Origin of the sequence: Streptomyces lacaronensis, assembly GCF_047337785.1 — a bacterium.
Taxonomy (GTDB): Bacteria; Actinomycetota; Actinomycetes; order Streptomycetales; family Streptomycetaceae; genus Streptomyces; species Streptomyces lycopersici.
Genome location: NZ_JBLHDK010000003.1, coordinates 5,818,424 through 5,837,497 on the forward strand (window position 1 = coordinate 5,818,424; position 19,074 = coordinate 5,837,497).

At 73.0% G+C, this 19,074-nt stretch carries 21 protein-coding genes; 7 read left to right on the top strand and 14 right to left on the bottom strand.

Features of this window, described 5'->3' with window-relative positions; all coding sequences use genetic code 11:
* Window positions 1-106: 106 nt before the first annotated feature.
* The 10 genes from ACMTAK_RS25225 to ACMTAK_RS25270 all read right to left on the bottom strand — a co-directional run bounded on the left by ACMTAK_RS25225 (window position 107) and on the right by ACMTAK_RS25270 (window position 9,267).
* On the bottom strand, window positions 107-1,213 hold the full coding sequence (locus tag ACMTAK_RS25225; RefSeq protein WP_413808315.1) for an ABC transporter ATP-binding protein: 1,107 nt from the start codon (window positions 1,211-1,213) through the stop codon (window positions 107-109).
* A complete protein-coding gene (locus ACMTAK_RS25230) occupies window positions 1,210-2,040 on the bottom strand; it encodes an ABC transporter permease (protein ID WP_413812983.1) in 831 nt (276 codons plus the stop codon). Before ACMTAK_RS25230 ends, ACMTAK_RS25225 begins: the two co-directional genes overlap by 4 nt.
* Window positions 2,041-2,093: 53 nt before the next feature.
* The gene (gene modA / locus ACMTAK_RS25235) at window positions 2,094-2,954 is read right to left on the bottom strand and encodes a molybdate ABC transporter substrate-binding protein (RefSeq protein WP_413808316.1); all 861 of its coding nucleotides are present in this window, start codon (window positions 2,952-2,954) and stop codon (window positions 2,094-2,096) included.
* A gap of 59 nt (window positions 2,955-3,013) precedes the next feature.
* Window positions 3,014-3,403, bottom strand: a complete 390-nt coding sequence (locus tag ACMTAK_RS25240; RefSeq protein WP_413808317.1) for a TOBE domain-containing protein — start codon at window positions 3,401-3,403, stop codon at window positions 3,014-3,016.
* Window positions 3,404-3,520: 117 nt separating this feature from the next.
* Entirely contained in the window at window positions 3,521-4,996 is a 1,476-nt protein-coding gene (locus tag ACMTAK_RS25245; protein WP_413812984.1) for an FAD/NAD(P)-dependent oxidoreductase, read from the bottom strand.
* Window positions 4,932-5,288: a (2Fe-2S)-binding protein gene (locus ACMTAK_RS25250; RefSeq protein WP_413808318.1), complete on the bottom strand. Its 357-nt coding sequence runs from the start codon at window positions 5,286-5,288 to the stop codon at window positions 4,932-4,934. The genes ACMTAK_RS25245 and ACMTAK_RS25250 overlap by 65 nt, the downstream gene beginning before the upstream one ends.
* Window positions 5,269-6,516: an NAD(P)/FAD-dependent oxidoreductase gene (locus ACMTAK_RS25255; RefSeq protein WP_413808319.1), complete on the bottom strand. Its 1,248-nt coding sequence runs from the start codon at window positions 6,514-6,516 to the stop codon at window positions 5,269-5,271. The genes ACMTAK_RS25250 and ACMTAK_RS25255 overlap by 20 nt, the downstream gene beginning before the upstream one ends.
* A 32-nt stretch (window positions 6,517-6,548) precedes the next feature.
* Window positions 6,549-7,232 (bottom strand): GntR family transcriptional regulator, encoded by a 684-nt coding sequence (locus ACMTAK_RS25260; RefSeq protein ID WP_413808320.1) that lies wholly within the window; start codon window positions 7,230-7,232, stop codon window positions 6,549-6,551.
* A 27-nt stretch (window positions 7,233-7,259) separates the two neighbouring features.
* Complete coding sequence (locus tag ACMTAK_RS25265) at window positions 7,260-8,261, bottom strand: proline racemase family protein (protein WP_413808321.1); 1,002 nt, start codon at window positions 8,259-8,261, stop codon at window positions 7,260-7,262.
* A 94-nt stretch (window positions 8,262-8,355) separates the two neighbouring features.
* A complete protein-coding gene (locus tag ACMTAK_RS25270) occupies window positions 8,356-9,267 on the bottom strand; it encodes a dihydrodipicolinate synthase family protein (protein WP_413808322.1) in 912 nt (303 codons plus the stop codon).
* Between the two features lie 442 nt (window positions 9,268-9,709).
* Between ACMTAK_RS25270 and ACMTAK_RS25275 the strand changes: the two genes are divergently transcribed.
* Together ACMTAK_RS25275 and ACMTAK_RS25280 are read left to right on the top strand one after the other, a co-directional pair.
* Window positions 9,710-11,464, top strand: coding sequence for a cellulose binding domain-containing protein (locus ACMTAK_RS25275; protein ID WP_413808323.1), 1,755 nt, complete (start codon window positions 9,710-9,712; stop codon window positions 11,462-11,464).
* A gap of 81 nt (window positions 11,465-11,545) precedes the next feature.
* On the top strand, window positions 11,546-11,890 hold the full coding sequence (locus tag ACMTAK_RS25280; protein ID WP_413808324.1) for a hypothetical protein: 345 nt from the start codon (window positions 11,546-11,548) through the stop codon (window positions 11,888-11,890).
* A gap of 43 nt (window positions 11,891-11,933) precedes the next feature.
* Here the strand turns inward: ACMTAK_RS25280 and ACMTAK_RS25285 are convergent, their stop codons facing one another.
* The 3 genes from ACMTAK_RS25285 to ACMTAK_RS25295 form a co-directional block, all read right to left on the bottom strand.
* Entirely contained in the window at window positions 11,934-12,179 is a 246-nt protein-coding gene (locus ACMTAK_RS25285) for a hypothetical protein (RefSeq protein WP_413808325.1), read from the bottom strand.
* Complete coding sequence (locus tag ACMTAK_RS25290; RefSeq protein WP_413808326.1) at window positions 12,176-12,631, bottom strand: hypothetical protein; 456 nt, start codon at window positions 12,629-12,631, stop codon at window positions 12,176-12,178. The genes ACMTAK_RS25285 and ACMTAK_RS25290 overlap by 4 nt, the downstream gene beginning before the upstream one ends.
* A 105-nt stretch (window positions 12,632-12,736) precedes the next feature.
* Window positions 12,737-13,435 (bottom strand): response regulator transcription factor, encoded by a 699-nt coding sequence (locus ACMTAK_RS25295; protein ID WP_413808327.1) that lies wholly within the window; start codon window positions 13,433-13,435, stop codon window positions 12,737-12,739.
* A gap of 257 nt (window positions 13,436-13,692) precedes the next feature.
* On the opposite strand from ACMTAK_RS25295, the gene ACMTAK_RS25300 reads away from it, so the two are divergent.
* From ACMTAK_RS25300 to ACMTAK_RS25320, 5 genes are all read left to right on the top strand, one after another.
* Window positions 13,693-15,075 carry an aldehyde dehydrogenase family protein gene (locus tag ACMTAK_RS25300; protein WP_413812985.1) on the top strand — a complete coding sequence of 461 codons (1,383 nt, stop codon included), beginning with the start codon at window positions 13,693-13,695 and terminating at the stop codon, window positions 15,073-15,075.
* 44 nt (window positions 15,076-15,119) lie between these two features.
* Window positions 15,120-16,220 (top strand): AMP-binding protein, encoded by a 1,101-nt coding sequence (locus ACMTAK_RS25305; protein WP_413808328.1) that lies wholly within the window; start codon window positions 15,120-15,122, stop codon window positions 16,218-16,220.
* A gap of 253 nt (window positions 16,221-16,473) precedes the next feature.
* Entirely contained in the window at window positions 16,474-16,884 is a 411-nt protein-coding gene (locus tag ACMTAK_RS25310) for a hypothetical protein (RefSeq protein ID WP_413808329.1), read from the top strand.
* 87 nt (window positions 16,885-16,971) lie between these two features.
* On the top strand, window positions 16,972-17,640 hold the full coding sequence (locus ACMTAK_RS25315; RefSeq protein ID WP_413808330.1) for a DUF3105 domain-containing protein: 669 nt from the start codon (window positions 16,972-16,974) through the stop codon (window positions 17,638-17,640).
* Window positions 17,637-18,347 (top strand): DUF305 domain-containing protein, encoded by a 711-nt coding sequence (locus tag ACMTAK_RS25320; protein ID WP_413808331.1) that lies wholly within the window; start codon window positions 17,637-17,639, stop codon window positions 18,345-18,347. Before ACMTAK_RS25315 ends, ACMTAK_RS25320 begins: the two co-directional genes overlap by 4 nt.
* 58 nt (window positions 18,348-18,405) lie before the next feature.
* Here the strand turns inward: ACMTAK_RS25320 and ACMTAK_RS25325 are convergent, their stop codons facing one another.
* Complete coding sequence (locus ACMTAK_RS25325) at window positions 18,406-19,017, bottom strand: TetR-like C-terminal domain-containing protein (protein WP_413808332.1); 612 nt, start codon at window positions 19,015-19,017, stop codon at window positions 18,406-18,408.
* Window positions 19,018-19,074: the final 57 nt, after the last annotated feature.

A 19,074-nucleotide genomic window follows, 5' to 3' on the forward strand; every position in this document is an offset into this window, starting at 1 on the left:
GCTCGGGACGGTCGAGTGGACCTGTGGCAGCAGGACGCGGGAAGTCGAGTTGTGGGTGTGTCGGCCGCTCTGCGTGTAGGGCGGGGCGGGGCCTGCCGGGACCCGCTTATGCCGGGTATGCGTGGGTCTGGGTGGCCTTCAGCGTGGCCCACACCGGGCGGCCCGGGTGGAGGGACAGTTCGGCTACCGCCGCCGTCGTGAGGTCGGCCAGGAGGGGGAGTTCGCCTGTGAGGTCGACGCGGATCTGGTCGCCGTGGGACTCCATACCGGCCACCTCCAGCCGCCACAGGTTGCGCGCGCTGGAGTCGGGGCGGTCGCGGTGGAGGGTGACCGCGGCGGGTGGGAAGGCGACGAAGACCGGGCCGGTGAGGTCCTCGGTGATGGTGATGGTGGTGGTGGCGCCGCCGTCGAGCGTCACGGTGTGGCCGTCGGCGCGGCCCTGGTAGAGGTTGAGGCCGACGAGGCTGGCGATGTAGTCGGTGCGGGGGCGGCGGGAGATGTCCGCCGGGGCGCCCTCCTGGACGATACGGCCGTCCTCCACGACCACGAGCCGGTCGGCCAGCACCATCGCGTCCAGCGGGTCATGGGTGACCAGGACGGCCACCGCCTCGAAGTCGGCCAGGTGGCGGCGGAGTCCGGCGCGCACGTCGAGGCGGGTGCGGGCGTCCAGCGCGGCCAGGGGCTCGTCCAGGAGCAGCAGGCGGGGGCGGGTGGCCAGGGCGCGGGCGAGGGCGACCCGCTGGGCCTGGCCGCCGGACAGGGCGCGGGGTTTGGCGCCCGCGCGGTCGGTCAGACCCATCCGGTCCAGCCACTCGGCCGCCTGCGCGCGGGCCTCCGCCTTCGGCACCCCGTGGCAGCGCGGGCCGAACGCCACGTTGTCGAGCGCGGTGAGGTGCGGGAAGAGCAGATAGTCCTGGAAGACGACGCCGACCGGGCGGTCCTCGGGCGGCGTCCGCAGCCGACGCGACGGCTCCTCCAGGGTCCGGCCGTCCAGCCGCAGCGCCCCCTCGGTGAGCGGGGTGAGCCCGGCCAGGGCGCGCAGCGCGGTCGTCTTGCCCGCGCCATTCGGCCCGAGCAGCGCGACCACTTCGCCGGGCGCGGCGGCCAGCCGCAGGTCGAGCCGGAAGCTGCCCCGGTCGACGACGAGCCGGGCGTCGAGGCCGTCGGCGTGCGGCGCGGCCTCCTCGGTGGGGGAGGTGTCCGTGTGGGTCATGAGGCGGCCATCCAGCGGTCGCGCAGCCCGGCCAGGACCGCGATGGAGACGGCGAGGAGGACGAGGCTGAGCGCGATCGCGGCGGCCGGGTCGCTCTGGAGCGCGAGATAGACCGACAGCGGCATCGTCTGCGTACGGCCGGGGAAGTTGCCCGCGAAGGTGATCGTGGCGCCGAACTCGCCCAGCGCCCGCGCCCACGCCAGCACCGCCCCGGCCGCCACACCGGGCGCCACCATGGGCAGGGTGACGCGCCGGAACGCGGTGAAGCGCGAGGCGCCGAGCGTGCTGGCGGCCTCCTCGTAGCGCGGATCGGCGGCCCGTAGCGTGCCCTCGACGCTGATCACGAGGAACGGCATCGCCACGAACGCCTCCGCGACCACCACCCCCGCCGTGGTGAACGGCAGCGTCACACCGAACGCCGAGTCCAGCCAGCGGCCCACGATCCCGTTACGGCCCAGCGCGAGCAGCAGCGCCACACCGCCCACCACCGGCGGCAGCACCAGCGGCAGGGTCACCAGGGCGCGCAGCAGCCGGCGGCCGGGGAAGCGGGCGCGGGCCAGCAGCCAGGCCAGGGGCACGCCCAGGACCAGCGCCACGGCGGTGGCGGCGGTCGCGGTGATCAGCGAGAGGCGGAGCGCCTGCCACACCGCGACGCTGGTCAGCTGGTCGGGCAGGGTCCGCCAGGGCGCGCGGACCAGCAGCGCGAGCAGCGGTAGCACCAGGAAGACCAGGCCGGTGAGGGCGGGGAGCAGGAGCGGCAGCGGGACGCCCGCGCGGAAGCGGGGGAGACGGGGGGTGCCCCGGCGTCGCCCTTTGCTGCCGCTCAGAACCTCTCGGGGGCCGGTTGCCCCCTCTGGCTCCGCCCCGGCGTTCCGCTCCGTCACGGCTTGAGGAAACCGGCCTGGCCGAGCACCTTCTGGCCCGGTGCGGACTTCACCAGGTCGATGAAGGCCGTGGCCGCCTCCGCGTTGGGGGCGTTCTTCAGCAGGGCGATCGGATAGTCGTTGATGGCCTGCTTCGACTCGGGGAACTCCACGCCCGCGACCTTTCCGCCCGCCGCCTTCACATCGGTCTTGTAGACGACGGAGGCGTCGACCTCCTTCAACTGCACCTTGGTCAGCGCGCCCTTGACGTCCTGCTCGTACGAGACCGGCGTGAGCCTGAGCTTGGCCGCGGTCAGCGCCTTCTGGGCCGCCGAGCCGCACGGCACCTCCTTGGCGCACAGCGCGACCTTCAGCCCGGAGCGGGTGAGGTCCTCAAGCGTCTTGATCTTCTTCGGGTTGCCCGGGAGGGTCGCGATCTCGAGCTGGTTGCGGACGAAGGTGGCCGGGGTGCCCTTCGCGTCCTTGGCGTCGGTGACGGTCTTCATGGTCTTCGGGCTCGCGGCGGCGAAGACGTCGGCGGGCGCGCCCGAGGTGATGCTGGCCGCGAGGGCGTCGCTGCCGCCGAAGTTGAAGGAGACCTTGGTGCCGGGGTGCTCCTTCTCGAAGGTCTTGCCCAGTGCGGTGAAGCTCTCCTTCAGCGAGGCCGCCGCGAACACGGTCACGGTGCCGGACAGTTTCTCGGAGGAGGAACCGGAGCCGGACTTCTTGGAGGAGTCGCCGGAGTCGCCGGAGTCACCGGAGTCACCGGAGGAGCAGGCGGTGAGCGCCACGGCGGCGAGCGCGAAACCGCCCACCGCACGGAGCGTCCAAGGGGATCGGGACCGGGATCCGGAACCGAATACGGAACGGGTCGTCATGGGGTCTGTCTCTCCCTCTCTGCGACTGCTGCCTGTGCCGCTGCCCTCGGCGCGCGTGTTCACGGCGTTTCCACGACCACGTTGGTCGACTTGATCACGGCGACGGCCGGAACGCCCGGCTCCAGCTTCAGCTCCTCCGCCGACTCCCGGCTGATCATGGACACCACGCGGAACGGGCCCGCCTGGATCTCCACCTGCGCGGACACATCGCCGAGGATCACCTCGGTGACGATCCCCGGGAAGCGGTTGCGGGCCGAGGAGCCGGGGTGGTCGCGGTCCGTGCCGCCGGCGACCTCCCGGGCGAACGCGGCGAGCGCCGGGCCCGGGATGATCCGGCGCCCCTGCTCATCCCGTTCGGCGGTCAGCCGTCCGCTGTCGACCCAGCGCCGCAGGGTGTCGACGCTGACCCCCATCAGGGCCGCGGCCTCACCGATCCGGTACGTATGCATCCGCCGATGGTAGCGCCGCATCTGCGAGCCAGTACATGCCGATCAGATGGTATCCGTCCAACGATTCGGGTACGGAGGCTGGTATCTGCGCGCCACACTCCGGCTCGGCGTCGCAGGTCAGGGCTCCTCGTCCGGGTCGTCTGCCGACTCCGCCAGTTCCCCCAGCGTCACCGGCGCCGCGAACGGCCGTGCCGAGAGCGACCGCAGATCCTCCGCGGTGGCCGGGCGGCCGGTCAGCGACGCCGTGACGGCGGCGACCGCGAAACCGCAGATCCGGCCCTGGCACCGGCCCATCCCCGGGCGGGCCAGGAGCTTCATGGTGCGGGGGTCCTCGGCGCCGAGTTCGGTACGGGCGCGGCACAGCTCCCCGTAGGTGACCTCCTCGCAGCGGCAGACCACCGTGCGTTCGGTCAGCCGGTCGGTCCACCCGTCGGGCACGGGATAGGTGCGGTGCAGCGCGGCGGCGAAGGCCCGGCCGTGGCGGATCGCGGCGCGCAGCCGCCGTACGGCGCGCGGATCCACCGGCAGCCCGTGGGCCGCCGCCAACGACAGGGCGGCCAGCCGCCCCTGGGCGACAGCCGGCGCGGCGCCGCCGACGCCCGTGGTCTCCCCCGCGGCCAGGACGCCCGGGACGGTGGTGCGCTGCCGGGCGTCGACCACGGCGACGAGGGAGCCGTCGAGGTCGCGGCGGGTGGCGGCGCCGACCATCAGGGGCAGTTCGAGGGCGGGGGTGAACCCCCAGCCCAGCGCGACCAGATCGGCCTCGAGCAGCTCGCCGCCGTCGAGCCGCACCCCGCGCACCCGGTCCTCGCCCAGGATCTCGGTCACCGTGGCCCGGGTCCGGTACGGGATGCGGTGGCGGGCCATCAGCGCCGCGTACCGCACCGCCTCGGCGGACTTGGCGGGCGCCCGCACCGCCCCGTCCAGGTGGCGCAGCCAGCCGTGCGCCGGGTTGGCCTCGCACACGGCGATGACCCGCACCCCCGCCTGCGCCAGGCCCGTCGCCACCGGCAGCAGGAACGGGCCCGTGCCCGCGACCACCGCACGCCGACCCGCCGCCGCCCGATGCCCCTTCAGCAGCGCCTGGACGCCTCCGGCCGCCATCACCCCGGGCAGCTCCCAGCCGGGGATCGGCAGTTGGCGGTCGTAGGCGCCACAACAGAGCACCAGCGCACCGGCCCGCACCCGGTCCCGCTCGACGGGGGCCGTGTCGTACGGACCGTTCAGGCGCAGGGTGAACGGTCCGCTGTCCGGGCGGGCGCGGTCGATCAGCCAGACCTGGTGGCCGGGGAGGTAGTGGAGACGGCCGAGGTGGCGCTGGTGGTCCAGCCGGGCGCGGAGGCGGGCGAAGAGCCGTCCGTGCTGGTGGCGAGGGGGCGTCGAGTGCTCGTCGTGGCGCCAGTACTGGCCGCCGGGCAGGCGCCCGGCGTCGATGAGCACCACGTCCAGGCCCGCCTCGGCGGCCCCGACGGCGGCGGCGAGCCCGGCGGGGCCCGCGCCCACGACGGCTACGTCGTACTTCGGCCGATCAGTCGCCATCGCCGCCATCACCACCGCCGCCATCACCATCGCCGCCATCACCACCGCCGCCATCACCACCGCGATCGCCCTCCGCCGACAGCCGCATCCCGTCCCGCGCCGGGACCAGACACGCCCGCTGTCCTGGGCGCCCGTCCACGGTGATCAGGCAGTCGAAGCAGACCCCGATCCCGCAGAACAGCCCGCGCGGTCCGCCCTCGCGCCGCGTGGTCCGCCAGGCCACGATCCCGGCGGCCACCAGCGCCGCGCCCACGCTCTGGCCGGGCAACGCGGTGACCGTCGTGCCGTCGAAGGTCAGCCGGTACGCCGACGACCCCGTGCGCTCATCACTCCCCGCGTGGCTCATCCGCACCACCCTCCTCGAACCGTTCGGGGGCGAACGGCGTCAGGTCCAGATCCGTCGCCTCCCCCGTCAGCGCCTGCGCGATCAGCTTCCCCGTCCCCGCCGCGAGGCCGATCCCCGCGCCCTCGTGGCCGCAGGCGTGCCACAGCCCGGGGGCGCGCGGGTCGGGGCCGATGACCGGCAGATGGTCGGGGCAGTACGGCCGGAAGCCCGCGTAGACGCGCATCGCCCGCACCGACGCCAGCATCGGGAACAGCCCGATCGCGCCCCGGGCCAGCGCCCGTACGGCGGCGGGGGACGGCCGCCGGTCGAAGCCGACCCGCTCCCGGGTGGAGCCGATCAGTACCGTGCCGGCGCCCGTGCCCTCAACGACCGGCGACGCCTGGAGCTCCGCGTCCGAACTGGCCACGGCGTCCACGTAGTCGGCCGCGTAGACCTTGTGCCGTACGGTCGCGGGCGGCAGTGGTTCGGTGACGAGGACGAAGCCCCGGCGCGGCAGCACCGGCAGCTCGACACCCGCGAGCCCCGCCACCGCACCGGCCCAGGTGCCCGCCGCGTTCAGGACGGCGGGGGCGCTGACGGTGCCGTGGGGTGTCCGTACGCCGGTGACCGGGGCACCCGCACCGCCCACCGACGTGACCGGGCCACCCGCACCGCCCACCGACGTGACCGGGCCACCCGTACGCCCTCCCCGCCGCCGGAGGAGCCCCACCACCTCCGTCCCCGTCCGCACCGCCGCCCCGCGCCGCCGCGCGAGCCGCAGCAGGTGGGCCGCCGCCAGCATGGGCTGGACCTGGGCGTCCTGCGGATACAGCGCGCCCCCGGCGGCCTCGCGGGTCAGCTGCGGTTCGAGGGCGTGGAGTTCGTCCCCGGACACCTCCCGTACGACGACCCCACGGGCCCGCTGCCGCTCGGCCAGCGTCCGCAGCGCGCCCAGGGCGGCGGGCGTGGAGGCGACCACCAGCCCGCCCTTCTGCTCGAATTCCCACCACTCGCCGTACGGGCCCAGGTCCGCGCCCCACACCTGCCGCGAGTACCGCGCGAGCTCGAGCTCCGGGCCCGGCTCCTTGTCCGAGACCAGGACGTTTCCCTCGCCCGCGCCCGAGGTGCCGCCCGCGATGGCGCCCCGGTCGACCACCACGACCCGCAGCCCGGCGAGGGTGGCGAACCAGGCGGCGGCCGCGCCGACGACCCCGGCGCCGATGACGACGAGGTCGGCGGTCTTCGGCAAGTCCTGGTGTATCGAGTCGTTCCCGCCCGGAGTCACGGTCCACCGGCCCACAGCCCGCGCACATGGCCGATATGGCGATGCGTCATGGCCTCGGCGCCGCGTGCGTCCTCCGCCTCCACGAGGTCGAGAAGAGCGTGGTGTTCGGCCGCCGACTGGCCGAGCCGTCCGCTCTCCAGCAGCGGGATGAGCCCCAGCAGCCGGGTCCGGGAGCGGAGTTCGGAGACCACCTCCACCAGCCGCCGGTTCCCGGCATAACCGAGCAGGGTGAGGTGGAAGACCCGGTCGGCCTCGATATAGCCGATGAGGTCGCCGCGTTCGGCCGCGTCCACGATGGCCTGGGCCAGTTCCCGCAGCGCGGGCAGGTCTCCGGGCGGGATACGGGGCACGGCATCCCGTACGGTGGGCGGCTCGATGAGCAGCCGGATGGACGCCAGGTCGTCCAGATCCTGCTCGGAGACCTCCGTGACCCGGAACCCCTTGTTGGGCACCGATACCACCAGCCCCTCCTTCACCAGGTCGAGCATCGCCTCGCGGACGGGCGTGGGGGAGACGTCGAAGCGGGCGCCGAGGGCGGGCGCCGAGTAGACGGCGCCGGGGGCGAGTTCACCGGAGATGATGCCCGCCCGCAGGGCGTTTCTGACCCGGTCGCGCAGGCTTTCGCGCTTGTCGAGTGGCTCGATACCGGTGCGGCGGCCACGGGGAGCGGACCCGGTCATGTCCCATCCACCACCGATCTCCCCTCTCTACACCAGGAACCCGGCCGGGAACGGATCCTCGGGGTCGAGATGGAACTGCGCGGTGCCGGTGACCCACGCCCGCCCCGTGATCGAGGGCACGACGGCGGGCAGCCCCGCCACCGTGGTCTCCTCCAGCAGCCGCCCGATGAACCGCGTCCCGATGAACGACTCGTTGACGAACTCCTCGCCGAGCCCCAGCTCACCGCGTGCGTACAGCTGCGCCATCCGCGCGGAGGTGCCGGTCCCGCAGGGGGAGCGGTCGAACCAGCCCGGGTGGATGGCCATCGCGTGGCGGGAGTGGCGCGCCGTCGAACCCGGGGCCTGGAGGTAGACATGGCGGCAGCCGGAGATGTCCGGCCGCTCGGGGTGGTGCGGCGGGTCCTGCTCGTTCACCGCGTCCATGATCTTCAACCCGGCGGTCAGCAGCTCCTGCCCCGCCGCCCGGTCAAACGGCAGCCCGAGGGCGTCCAGCTCCACGATGGCGTAGAAGTTGCCGCCGAACGCGATGTCGTAGCGCACCTCGCCGAAGCCGGCCACCCGCACCGTACGGTCGGTGGCCGGGCAGAACGCGGCCACGTTCCGGATCGTCACCGAGGTGGCGGCCCCGTCGCGCACGGCGACCTCCGCGACCACCAGACCCGCCGGGGTGTCCAGACGGATGGTGGTGACCGGCTCCCGCACCTCGACCATCCCGGTCTCGACCAGCACGGTGGCCACGCCGATGGTGCCGTGGCCGCACATGGGCAGCACCCCGGACACCTCGATGAAGAGCACACCGTGGTCCGCGTCCGGCCGGGTCGGCGGCTGGAGGATGGCGCCACTCATCGCGGAGTGGCCGCGCGGCTCGTACATCAGCAGGGTGCGCAGATCGTCGCGGTGCTCGATGAACCACTGCCGGCGCTCGGCCATGGTCGCGCCCGGGAGCGTCCCCACCCCGCCGGTGACCACCCGGGTGGGCATGCCCTCGGTGTGGGACTCCACGGTGTGCACCACCCGCCGCGACCTCATCGCCGCCCCCTGACCCGCGCCCCGGCCCTCACCCGTACGACAACCCTCACCGACGCGGCCCTCACCGGTACGACAACCCCCACCGACGCGGCCCTCACCGGTACCCCAGCGCGAGCACCGTCTCGGTCTCCCGGACGACGCGCGCCGCCACCTCCCCGGTCAGCCGCGAACGCGGCGGGCGGCAGGATCCGCCGCGCAGCCCGGCCAGGTCCATGGACGCCTTGATGGCCTGGACGAACTCGGTCCTGGAGTCCCAGCGCAGCAGCGGATGCAGCGCGCGGTACAGCGGCAGCGCCTTCTCCAGATCCGCACCGGCGCCCGAGGTGGCGAGCCGATACAGCTCCACGGTGGCGTCGGGAATCGCGTTCGGATACCCGGCGATCCACCCCACGGCCCCGGCGAGCCCCAGCTCCAGCAGGACGTCATCGGCGCCGATCAGCAGATCCAGCCCGGGGGCGCGCTCGGCGATCTCGTACGCCCGCCGCACATCCCCGCTGAACTCCTTGACCGCGACGATCAGCCCCTCCCCGTGCAGCTCGGCCAGGAGCTCCGGGGTGAGGTCGACCTTGGTGTCATGGGGGTTGTTGTACGCCACCACCGGCAGCCCGGCGCGCGCCACCTCGCGGTAGTGGCCGACCACGGCCTCCCGGTCGGCGCGGTAGCTGTTCGGCGGCAGCGCCAGCACCGCCCGCGCCCCGGCCTCCCCCGCCTGCTCCGCCCACCGCCGGCTCTCCAGCGCCCCGTACGCCGCCACCCCCGGCATCACCCCGAACCCCTCGGGCGCCGCCTCCACCGCCACCCGCACCACCCGCGCCCGCTCCTCGTCCGTCAGGGTCTGGTACTCCCCCAACGACCCATTGGGGCAGACCCCGTCACAGCCATGCTCGGCGAGAAACCGCACATGGGCGGCGTAGCCCTCGTAGTCGACCGACAGTGCGTCATCGTCATGGAACGGAAGCGCCGTGGCGACATGAACGCCATGCCAGGGCGCGGAGAGATCGGGCATACGGAACCTCCTGGAGGAGGGGACCAGGCCACCGGATTTCCCTTTGACGATAGCAGTGCAATGTCACACCGCACAGCCCTCGACGCGAGGGGGTCCGCTCACCGGAAGTCACCGAAAACGCACAGGAGTTCACAGAGCGAACTGTGCGGTCTATACCTTTTGCGGGTATGCCCATTGTGTCGCCAGCGGCAATGAACGTGACTACTATTCACGTTGCTTCGGCCCGGCCCCATGGCTTGTCAGGTGGCTCATCACCCAAAACGGGGACTGCTCTTCGTCTCTTGTCAGCCAGGTCACCGGCGTGAAAGGCTCGGCCCGCCCCGTAAGGGGAATCCCCAACTCCGAGGCATCGCTGTGCTGTTGGCTGAACACCCCGCAGCCCGTTTGTGAGAGGGTTGCCCCCGGCGGGGGCGCCGCTGTTCGTGAGTGAGGAATTGCCTCCATGCCCGACCACTCATCTCCCAGGGAATCGCCCGGGGACGGCTCCCCGACGCGCCGCGGGGTCGCCGAGGCGCCCGGCGAGGATGTCGATGGCGCGGCCTCCGCTACGGCGTTGCTGGGCGCGTACTGGGACGCGGTCGCCGATTACGCGGAGCTGTGCACCACCACTCCGGAAGACGGGATGCGGCTCGCCACCGAGGCGTTCCGGCGGGGCATCCGGGAGACCCGCAACCGGCGTACCCGGGGCTTCGGCAAGCGCCTCCCGTGGCTCCCGCTCTTTCTGACCGCCGTACGGAAGACCGCCGCCGAGTGGGACGCCCACCGGCACGGGGACCGGCTCAACCCGGAGTTGCGGACCTGGCTGGCCTCCGACCTCGCCGCCCGGTTCGCCGCACCGCCCCGCGACCAGCCGCTCGCCCTGCGCGCGCTGCGGGACCTGCCGGAGGCGGACGGGGAGCTGCTGTGGCTGGTCGAGGTGGAGGCGCGGTCCACGGAGGCGGTGGCCCGGCAGCTGGGGTACGACCCGGAGTACGCCACCGAGGAGATCGCCCGGGTCCGCGCGGCCTTCCGCGAACGCTGTCAGCGCGCCCATGTGGACACCCTCACCGACGAGGAGTGCCGCAGCTACGCCAAGCTGCTGGACGCCGCCACCCGGGCGCCCGACTCCCCCTCGCCCGCCGACCTGTGGCAGCACCTCGCCCGTTGCCGGACCTGCAGGCACGCCGCCACCTGCATGTATGTGGACGGCGCCGGGCTGCCCGGCGCGCTGGCGGGCGGGGTCATCGGCTGGGGCGCCCACCTCTACCTCAAGCGGCGCCGCGCGCTCGCCGAGCGGGCCCCGGGCGCCACGCCGAGCGCCCGCGCCGCCGCGCCCACCGCGCACGCGGTCCGCGCACCGCTGTGGGAGCGGCTGCGCGACCGGGTCCTGGACGTGGTCGGGGCGCGGCGGAGCAGACGGGCCGGTGGTGTGGAGGGCAGAGCCGGGGGCAGAGCCGGCGCGGGCGGGGCCGATGGGGCGAGCGGGGCTCGTTCCGGGGGGCACCGGGTCGTCCGGAGCCGCGCCGCCCGCCGCAGGTTACGCAGAGCCCGTACGACCGTCATCCTCGCGGTGATCGCCGTCGTCGCCCTCGCCGCACTGGTCGCGATGACCAGAACCGCCGCCGACTCCGACAACCGAACCGGCGGTTCCACGGGCCCCGAGGTGACCCCCGGCAGTCTGGCCCCCGCCACCTCCTCGCCGTACAACCCCGGCGCCCCCGCCTCCCCCAGCCCCTCGAAGAGCAAGGGCGGGCAGAACGGGAAGGGCTCGGGCAAGGGACACCAGAAGAAGCCCGGACGCTCCCCCGCCCCGTCCTCCTCGTCCGCGAAGGGCGACTCCGGCTCCGGCCCCGCGTCCGGCCACGGCGGCAAACCGCCCTCCGACGACCGGAAGCCCGGCGACGACGCCGACTGCACGGCCCGTTTCCAACTGGTCAACGAATGGCCCGACGGCTTCCAGGCCGCCGTCACCCTCACCTCCCGCGAATCCCTCGATGACTGGCGGGTCACCTGGACCTTCCAGGACTCCCAGCGGGTGACGCAGATGTGGGACGGGGAGTTCACCCAGCACGGTTCGAAGGTGACCGCCACCGCGGCCGACTACAACAAGCGCGTCAAGGCCGGTGGCTCCCTCTCCATGGGCTTCCTCGGCTCCTGGAGCGACGGCAACCGGCCGCCCGGCTCCTTCACCCTGAACGGCCGCCCCTGCGCGGACTGACGGCGCCGCTCCCCCGGCCGAACGGCGGTCCCACCCGGATGGCGGAACAAGACCTCCGCCTCCGGGGGAATCCATCTCGGAATGAGCAGTGTCCTCAGCGGCATCGTGACCCTGCCCCCCGACGCCCCCGCCGGGCGGGCGGCGCGGGTGGTGGTGGAGGTGCGCAACGTGTCGCGCTCCGACACCCCCGAGTCGATCGTGGCCGCGCAGGTCCTCACCGATGTGCCGCTGAGCCCGGGAGGCCATGTCCCGTTCAGCGTCACCGTCCCCGGTGAGCTCGTCCCCGGCGACAACTACGGGCTGCGGGTCCATGTGGACGTCAGCGGCTCCGGGGTCATGGAGGACGGCGACCTGGTCAGCGCCGAGGCCGGCCCCGTACCGGCCGGATCCACCGCGGGCCTGATCGCCCCGGTCACGACCGTCTGAAGGACGGGTCCCGGCGCGGGGCCGCGCGCCGGGACCCGTCGGCTCAGTTGTCGTTCGCCGCGTCGGAGTCCGCCCTGTTCGCCGCCGACTCCGCGTCGTTCACCAGCTTGTTCAGCTCATCCAGCTCGGAGGCGGACGGAGCCGGTGCGGTGGCCGACGGGGCGGACGCGCCCGATGAGCCGTTCGCGTCGTCCGAGCCGTCCGAGCCGCCCTTGCCGCCGCCGCAGCCGGTGACCAGCGCGGCGCAGAGCAGCGCCGTCGCGGCCACGGCCCAGGGGCCGCGCTTCACTTGACCGATTCCTTACCGCTGCCGGAACCGCTGCCGGATCCCTCGCCGCGCGCGGCGCACCACTTCTGGACCTTCGACAGGTCCTTCTGCCGCTGCTCGAGCGTCGGTACGAGGGACCTGCGGAAGGTGAGCTTGTGGTTGAGGAACGTCTGGACCTCGGTGTGGTCCGCCCTCTTCGCCCGCTCGACCCGCTTCGTCAGCCGGGCCACGGACCCTCGGACGGTCGCCGGGCCCTTCAGCCGCTTCAGCGCGCGGTCCAGCCGCTTGTCGATCCTCTTGGCGCGCTTGCACAGCCCCCGGGAGCCGTCCCCCGCTCCCTTCGGCGCCTTCGCGCTCGGGGAGGCGGCCGGTGCCGAGGCCGGGGCGCTGCCGTCCGCCGCCGCGATGCCCACCGGACCGAGCAGGGCGGCGGTGGCCGCGCACGCCACGAGGACGCTCTTTCCACGGTGCATGGTGCTCTTCCTTCCCTTGGAGCCGGACGGCCGGGGAGGGGCCGGGCCGTCCCGGACTGGGGAAGAACCTAGGAACCTTCTTTGTGGAAACTCTGTGGACCGGAGTTACCGCGCTTCGGTGGGCCGCAGGACGAACCCCACACCGCGCACCGTGTGCAGCATCCGCGGCTTGCCGCCCGCCTCCAGTTTGCGGCGCAGATAGCTGACAAAGGTGTCCACGGCGTCCGTACGGACGTCGAAGTCATAGCCCCAGACGCGATCCAGCAGCTGATCGCGGGTGAGCACGATCCCGGCGTTGCGGGCGAACACGTCCAGCAGCTCGAACTCGCGCCGGGTGAGCCGCAGCTCCACCCCGTCCAGCCACGCCTCCCGGGCCTCCGGCACCATCTCCAGCGCACCGGCCCGCACCCGGTCGGTGGCGGCGGGCGGACGGCGGCGCAGCAGGGCGTGCAGCCGCAGCACCAGCTCCTGGAGCGCGAAGGGCTTGACGAGATAGTCGTCGCCCCCGGCCTGGAGCCCGGCCACCCGGTCCGCGACCTCGTCGAGCGCCGAGAGCATCAGGACGGGCACGTCATTGCCGTCCGCGCGCAGGCTGCGGCACACCTCGATCCCGCTGAGGTCCGGCATGGAGATGTCCAGGACCACCACATCGGGCGCCCCGTCGCGCAGCGCGGCCAGCGCGGCGTGGCCGCCGTCCGCGAGGGTCACGGCGAACCCGTTGAGCCGCAGCCCGCGCTCCAGGGACCGCCGGATGGCCGCGTCGTCGTCCGTCACCAGGACGCGACCGCTGCCCGTGCCTGCCATGTCCGTACCTCCTCCGGCCCGGCATGGTACGTGCCCCGCCGTGCGCGCGGCCCGTGCCAAGGGACCGGGCCTGGCCTTTGGGCCACCCGGGCCTGGCCTTTGGGCCAATTGACTCCGCCCCGTCCGCGCCGTGGGATTGGTCTGGTTCACCCTTTTCCCGCCGCGCCCGCCCAGGAGCCGGTGTGTTCCGCGCCCGCGAAGGAGCCAGCGTGTCCCAGCCCACCACCGCCCCGGATGCCCTGGACAGCCCGGATGCCCTGGACGCCCCGGATGCCCTGGATTCGCTGGACGCGCTGGGGCCCAAGGGGCCCTACCGCTCCCGCCACCGCCTCACCGTCCACGATGTCACCGGCGCGCCGATGGCCGAACTCTCCCTGGTGCCCCGGCTGTTCGTCACCCGGGCGCTGGCCGCCCTGCGCGCCGCCGACACCCTGCCCCTGGAGGAGCGGCTGGCCGCGCTGAAGCGGGCGGGGGAGCTGTTCGCCACCGGCACCGTGGCCAGGATGCCGGCCGAGGCGTACGAGGGCGCGGTGTGCCGCATGTCGGGCACCCCGCTCGCCAATGTGCGGATCGCCGTGGAGGCGATACGGCTCAGCGCCACCGAGGCGTACCGCAGCGTCCAGGCGGCCCGCCCGGTGGGGGCGGTGGGCGATTGGCGCGATCCGTACGCCCGGAGCGGCACCGCGGTGTGGATCCGGCGCGGCGATGTCTTCGCGGTGCACGCCGCCGGCAACCACCCCGCAGTGCACGCCCTGTGGCTGGAGGCGCTGGCGCTGGGCTATCGGGTGGCCGTACGCCCCTCCCGCCGTGAGCCGCTCACCCCGTACCGGCTGGTCAGCGCCCTGCGCGAGGCGGGTTTCGGGACGGATCAGGTGGTGCTGCTGCCCACCGACCACGACGCGGCGGGCGAGATCCTGCACGGCGCGGACCTCTCCATGGTCTACGGCGGGCAGGAGGTCATCGACCGCTACGCCGCCGATCCGGCCGTGCTGCCCAACGGGCCCGGCCGCTCCAAGATCCTCATCACCGCCGACCGGGAGTGGCGCGACCATCTCGATGTCGTCGTCGACTCCATCGCCCGCCACGGCGGCACCGCGTGCGTCAACGCCACCGCCGTCCTCGTCGAGGGGGATCCGGCGCCGGTCGCCGAGGCGCTGGCGGAGCGGCTCGCCGCGCTCCCCAGCCTGCCGCCGCAGGACGAGAAGGCGGTGCTGCCGGTCCATCCGCTCGAGGTCGCGCGCGGCTTCGAGCGCCTGCTGCTCGGCAAGGCCGCCGGCGCCCGGGCGTGGCTGGGCGGCGACGGCGTGGTGGACGACCTCGGCGACGGCAGCGCCGCCCTCCGCCCCGCCGTCTTCCAGCTCGACGATCCGCGGGACGCGCGGCTGGGCGTGGAGCTGTCGTTCCCCTGCGTCTGGGTGGCCCCCTGGACGCGGGAGGCGGGCGTCGCCGCGCTCCGGGACAGCCTGGTGGTCACGGCGATCACCGGGGACGAGGCGCTGCTGGACGGGCTGCTCGCCGAGCCGTCCATCAAGAACCTCTACATCGGCGACCATCCCACTCACTGGATCGCGCCGGGCATCCCGCACGACGCGTATCTCGGCGAGTTCCTGATGCGTACGAAGGCCGTCATCCGCGGCTGACTCCCTTAGCCCGCACCCCTGCCGCCATCCGCGAGGAGCATCCCGTGCCGCCAGCTTCCCTTTCGGTGCTCGACATCCCCTTCGACGAGCGCCCCGACCCCGATGAGTACATCCGCGCCGCCATGGAGTGGCACTTCGGCCCGGACACCGGCTCCCCGTTCTGGCTGCGGAAGGCGGAGACGCTGGACTTCGATCCGCGGCGGGACGTCAAGGGCGTCGCCGATCTCGCACTCTTCCCCAATGTCACCGGCGAGTTGCGCGAGGTGCCGGTGCGCGATCTGATCCCCCAGGGCTACGGCGCCGACGCCCGGATCGTCGGGGTCTTCGAAAGCGGCGGCACCACCGGCGCGCCCAAGCGGATCGTGTGTCTGCGCGACTGGCTGGACCGCCTCACCCACGGGCTGAGCGCCGACCTCGACGGGCTCGGCATCCCGCGCGGGGTGGACTGGCTCGCCATCGCGCCCAGCGGCCCCCATATGGTCGGCGAGATGGTCGCGGGCACGGCCGCCCGGCACGGTGGGCTGATGTTCCGCGTCGACATGGATCCGCGGTGGGTGAAGAAGCTGATCTCCGCCGGGAAGGCCGAGGAGACCGACGCCTATGTGAACCATCTGGTGGAGCAGGCGGCGCACGTCCTGCGCACCCAGGACATCGGGGTGCTGATGACCACCCCGCCGCTGCTGGAGCGGCTGGCCCGGCACGACGACCTCATCGAGCTGATCGGGGAGAAGGTCAAGGGCATCATGTGGGGCGGCGCCCATATGGACGCCGACACCCGCGATCTGCTGCGTACCGAGGTCTTCCCCGGCTGTGAGCTCTACGGCACCTACGGCAACACCATGATCCTCGGCGGTGCCACCGAGCGGCTGGGGCTCGGCCCGGACGAGCCGTGTGTCTTCGATCCGCGTACGCCGTTCGTCATCTTCTCGGTGGTGGACCCGGCGAGCGGGCGGCCGGTGCCGTACGGCGAGCGCGGCCAGGTGGTGATGAACCACGTCAGCAAGTCCGCCCTGCTGCCGGGCAACCTCGAGCGCGATCTGGCGATCCGCGTCCCGCCGCCGGAGGGCGGGGTCGGGGACTCGGTGGCCGATGTGGGGCCGGTGGCGATGTTCGACGACGAGGTCGTGATCGAGGGCGTCTACTGACCCGGAGGGCGTCTGCTGACCCGCGCCTCCTGAGGGGCGTCCCTCCACGGTCATCCGGACGCCGGGGGTGGCGGCGCGGCTGACACCGGGCCGCCACCAGCTGCTGACACCGGGCCGCCACCAGGCGTTTGCCGCGTTCCGCCATGGACCCATTCAGTCGCGACAGTCGCAGTGGTTACGATCTGGCGCGATGGGCAGAGGGCAGCGCGGAGGAGAGCCCCGCATACGGAGGGGCCACATACGGAGGGACCCGGTGCGCGGCACCGTGCCTTCCGTCCTCTGCCGTGCCGTGCTGCTGCTCGCCGCGGCGATATGGGTGGCGCCCTCGTGCGTCCATCCCGCCGCCGGCCACGACGCCCTGTCGACGGGGTGCCCGCACCCCCTGGCGGAGACCGCGCGGGCCCAGCCGCACGAGGACCCGGTCGCGTATCCGGCTCCGGGGCACCGCCCGTTCGACACCTCCGGCTCGGGCACCGGAAGCGACAACTGTGTCGCGGGCCCCCAGAGAATCGTCCAGGCCCTGGTGCCCACGCCCGTACCCCCGCCCTCCCTCGCCGAGGTTCCGCCGCCCGACGGCCGCCCGGACCCGGACTCCGCCCGGGCGCCGCCGGACCGTCCCGTCCGCGCCCTCGGCCTCCACCAGCTCCAAGTACTTCGGACCTAGGCCGACGCCGGTCACCGCGATGCACCGCTCCACCCATCCAGTGTGCGAACAGCGCGAACTGCGCGAACTGCGAGGTTGAGGACAGCCATGGGCTCCAAGGGATCGAAGACGAAGGGCGCGGCGGCCGACCGCCGCGCGAAGATAGAGGAGTTGCGCCGCGCCGAGAAGGCGCGCGAGCGCCGGTACCGGATCATCACCATCACCTCGGTCACGGTGATCGTCGCCGGACTGGCCGTCGGGGGCTACTTCCTCGTCGACGCGAGCGACAAGAAGGAGAAGAAGGAGGCCAAGGTGGTCTCGTCGGTCGTGAAGACCGGCGAGTTCAAGGGCATGAAGACCTGGAAGAACCTGGGCCGGACACATGTCCAGGGCTCGGTGAAGTACGCGATGTCGCCGCCGGTCGGCGGAAACCACAACCAGGTCTGGCAGAACTGCAACGGCGATGTCTACACCAAGCCGCTGGCCAAGGAGAACGCGGTGCACTCGCTGGAGCACGGCGCGGTGTGGGTGACGTACACCGACAAGGCGTCGAAGGAGGACGTCGCCGCCCTCTCGGCGCGGGTCAAGAAGACCCCGTACTCGTTGATGAGCCCCTACCAGGAGCAGGACGCGCCGATCGTCCTCAACGCCTGGGGCAATCAGCTCGACGTCCGACAGGCGTCCGACCCGCGGGTGGCCGACTTCTTCAAGAAGTTCGTCCAGGGCAAGCAGACGCCCGAGCCCGGCGCCTACTGCACCAACGGGAAGACTTCGTGAGCGACGGGACAGCCGTCGGACGCGCCTCCCGCCAGCCGCTGGTGGCGGGAATCGCCGCCGCCCTCGCCCTGCTGACGCTGGTGGCGGTCGCGGTGCTGTGGCTGACGAGCGACCGCTCGGAGGGCTCGACCGACACGGGGACGCCGAAGGACACCTCGGCCGAGGCCGGTTTCGCCCGCGACATGTCCGTCCACCATCAGCAGGCGGTGGAGATGTCGTTCATCGTGCGCGACCGCACCGGCGACGACGAGGTGCGGCGGCTGGCGTTCGACATCGCCAGCACCCAGGCCACCCAGGCCGGGATGCTCCAGGGCTGGCTGGACATGTGGGGGCTGGACAAGACGTCCGAGGACCCGCCGATGACGTGGATGAAGCACGCGTCGTCGGACGGCATGGAGGGCATGGACCACGGCTCGATGAAGGGCATGGGCTCCACGTACAAGCCGCACGACGGCTCGCTCATGCCGGGCATGGCCACCAACAGCCAGCTCGACGAGTTGCGCAAGGCCAAGGGGAAGGCGGCCGAGGTGCTCTACCTGAAGCTGATGACCGCCCATCACAAGGGCGGCGTCGAGATGGCGAAGGGGGCGGTCGAGCTGGTCAAGGACTCGACCGAGAAGCATCTGGCCCAGACGATGGTCCAGGGCCAGCAGTCGGAGATCCAGCTGATGGCCGACATGCTCAAGGCTCGCGGCGCGTCCTCCTGACGCCCGCCGATGGCGCCCCTCGCCCCCCGGGGTCCGCTCCGGGGGCCGCGGGGCGCCATCACCCCTTCCGCACGAACACCCCGGACCGGGCCGCCTGATACGTCGCCTCGACGGTGGTGTGCACCAGCCGATCGTCGATGGACCCGCGCAGGATGAGCACCCGGTAGTAAAGCGGCGCCCCCAGCGAGGCGATGACCTCCCACGCGTCGGTCTCCTCGGGGATGTCCCCCCGCTCCACCGCGTTCCGCACGATCAGGGTCACCTCCGCGGTCCGCCGGACGAACGCGTTACGGACGATCTCCTCGACCCGGACGTCATGCGCGGCGGCCGCGAGCAGCCCCTGCATGACATTGCGGTTGCGCAGGGCGTTGTTGAAGTCCGCGATGGCCTGGGTGAGTTCCCTCAGGTCCCGGTGGAAGTCACCGGTGTCCGGGGTGGGCAGCGTCGAACTGCGCTCGGCCAGCAGATCGACGACCACCCCCTCCACCGTGCGCCAGCGGCGCCGGATGGTCGACACATGCACCCCCGACCGCCGCGCGAGCCGATCGAGGGTGAGCTCGGCGAACGAGTCGCGGTCGAGCTCCTCGTAAGCGGCCGCCAACACGGCGGCCCGAGTCCGGGCCGTACGCCCCCCGGGGCGAGCCGACCCATGCGGTGGTCGCTCTGTCATGACGCGCCGACTCTACGGCCCCTCCACCTTCGTGAGCACCAGATCTTCACGACGTCC

Bases quoted from the DNA above. Each gene is read 5' to 3' on its own strand.
- ACMTAK_RS25225 (WP_413808315.1), bottom strand. From the start codon at position 1,213: ATGACCCACACGGACACCTCCCCCACCGAGGAGGCCGCGCCGCACGCC.
- modA (WP_413808316.1), bottom strand. From the start codon at position 2,954: ATGACGACCCGTTCCGTATTCGGTTCCGGATCCCGGTCCCGATCCCCT.
- ACMTAK_RS25240 (WP_413808317.1), bottom strand. From the start codon at position 3,403: ATGCATACGTACCGGATCGGTGAGGCCGCGGCCCTGATGGGGGTCAGC.
- ACMTAK_RS25245 (WP_413812984.1), bottom strand. From the start codon at position 4,996: ATGGCGGCGGTGGTGATGGCGGCGATGGTGATGGCGGCGGTGGTGATG.
- ACMTAK_RS25250 (WP_413808318.1), bottom strand. From the start codon at position 5,288: ATGAGCCACGCGGGGAGTGATGAGCGCACGGGGTCGTCGGCGTACCGG.
- ACMTAK_RS25260 (WP_413808320.1), bottom strand. From the start codon at position 7,232: ATGACCGGGTCCGCTCCCCGTGGCCGCCGCACCGGTATCGAGCCACTC.
- ACMTAK_RS25265 (WP_413808321.1), bottom strand. From the start codon at position 8,261: ATGAGGTCGCGGCGGGTGGTGCACACCGTGGAGTCCCACACCGAGGGC.
- ACMTAK_RS25270 (WP_413808322.1), bottom strand. From the start codon at position 9,267: ATGCCCGATCTCTCCGCGCCCTGGCATGGCGTTCATGTCGCCACGGCG.
- ACMTAK_RS25275 (WP_413808323.1), top strand. From the start codon at position 9,710: ATGCCCGACCACTCATCTCCCAGGGAATCGCCCGGGGACGGCTCCCCG.
- ACMTAK_RS25280 (WP_413808324.1), top strand. From the start codon at position 11,546: ATGAGCAGTGTCCTCAGCGGCATCGTGACCCTGCCCCCCGACGCCCCC.
- ACMTAK_RS25290 (WP_413808326.1), bottom strand. From the start codon at position 12,631: ATGCACCGTGGAAAGAGCGTCCTCGTGGCGTGCGCGGCCACCGCCGCC.
- ACMTAK_RS25295 (WP_413808327.1), bottom strand. From the start codon at position 13,435: ATGGCAGGCACGGGCAGCGGTCGCGTCCTGGTGACGGACGACGACGCG.
- ACMTAK_RS25315 (WP_413808330.1), top strand. From the start codon at position 16,972: ATGGGCTCCAAGGGATCGAAGACGAAGGGCGCGGCGGCCGACCGCCGC.
- ACMTAK_RS25325 (WP_413808332.1), bottom strand. From the start codon at position 19,017: ATGACAGAGCGACCACCGCATGGGTCGGCTCGCCCCGGGGGGCGTACG.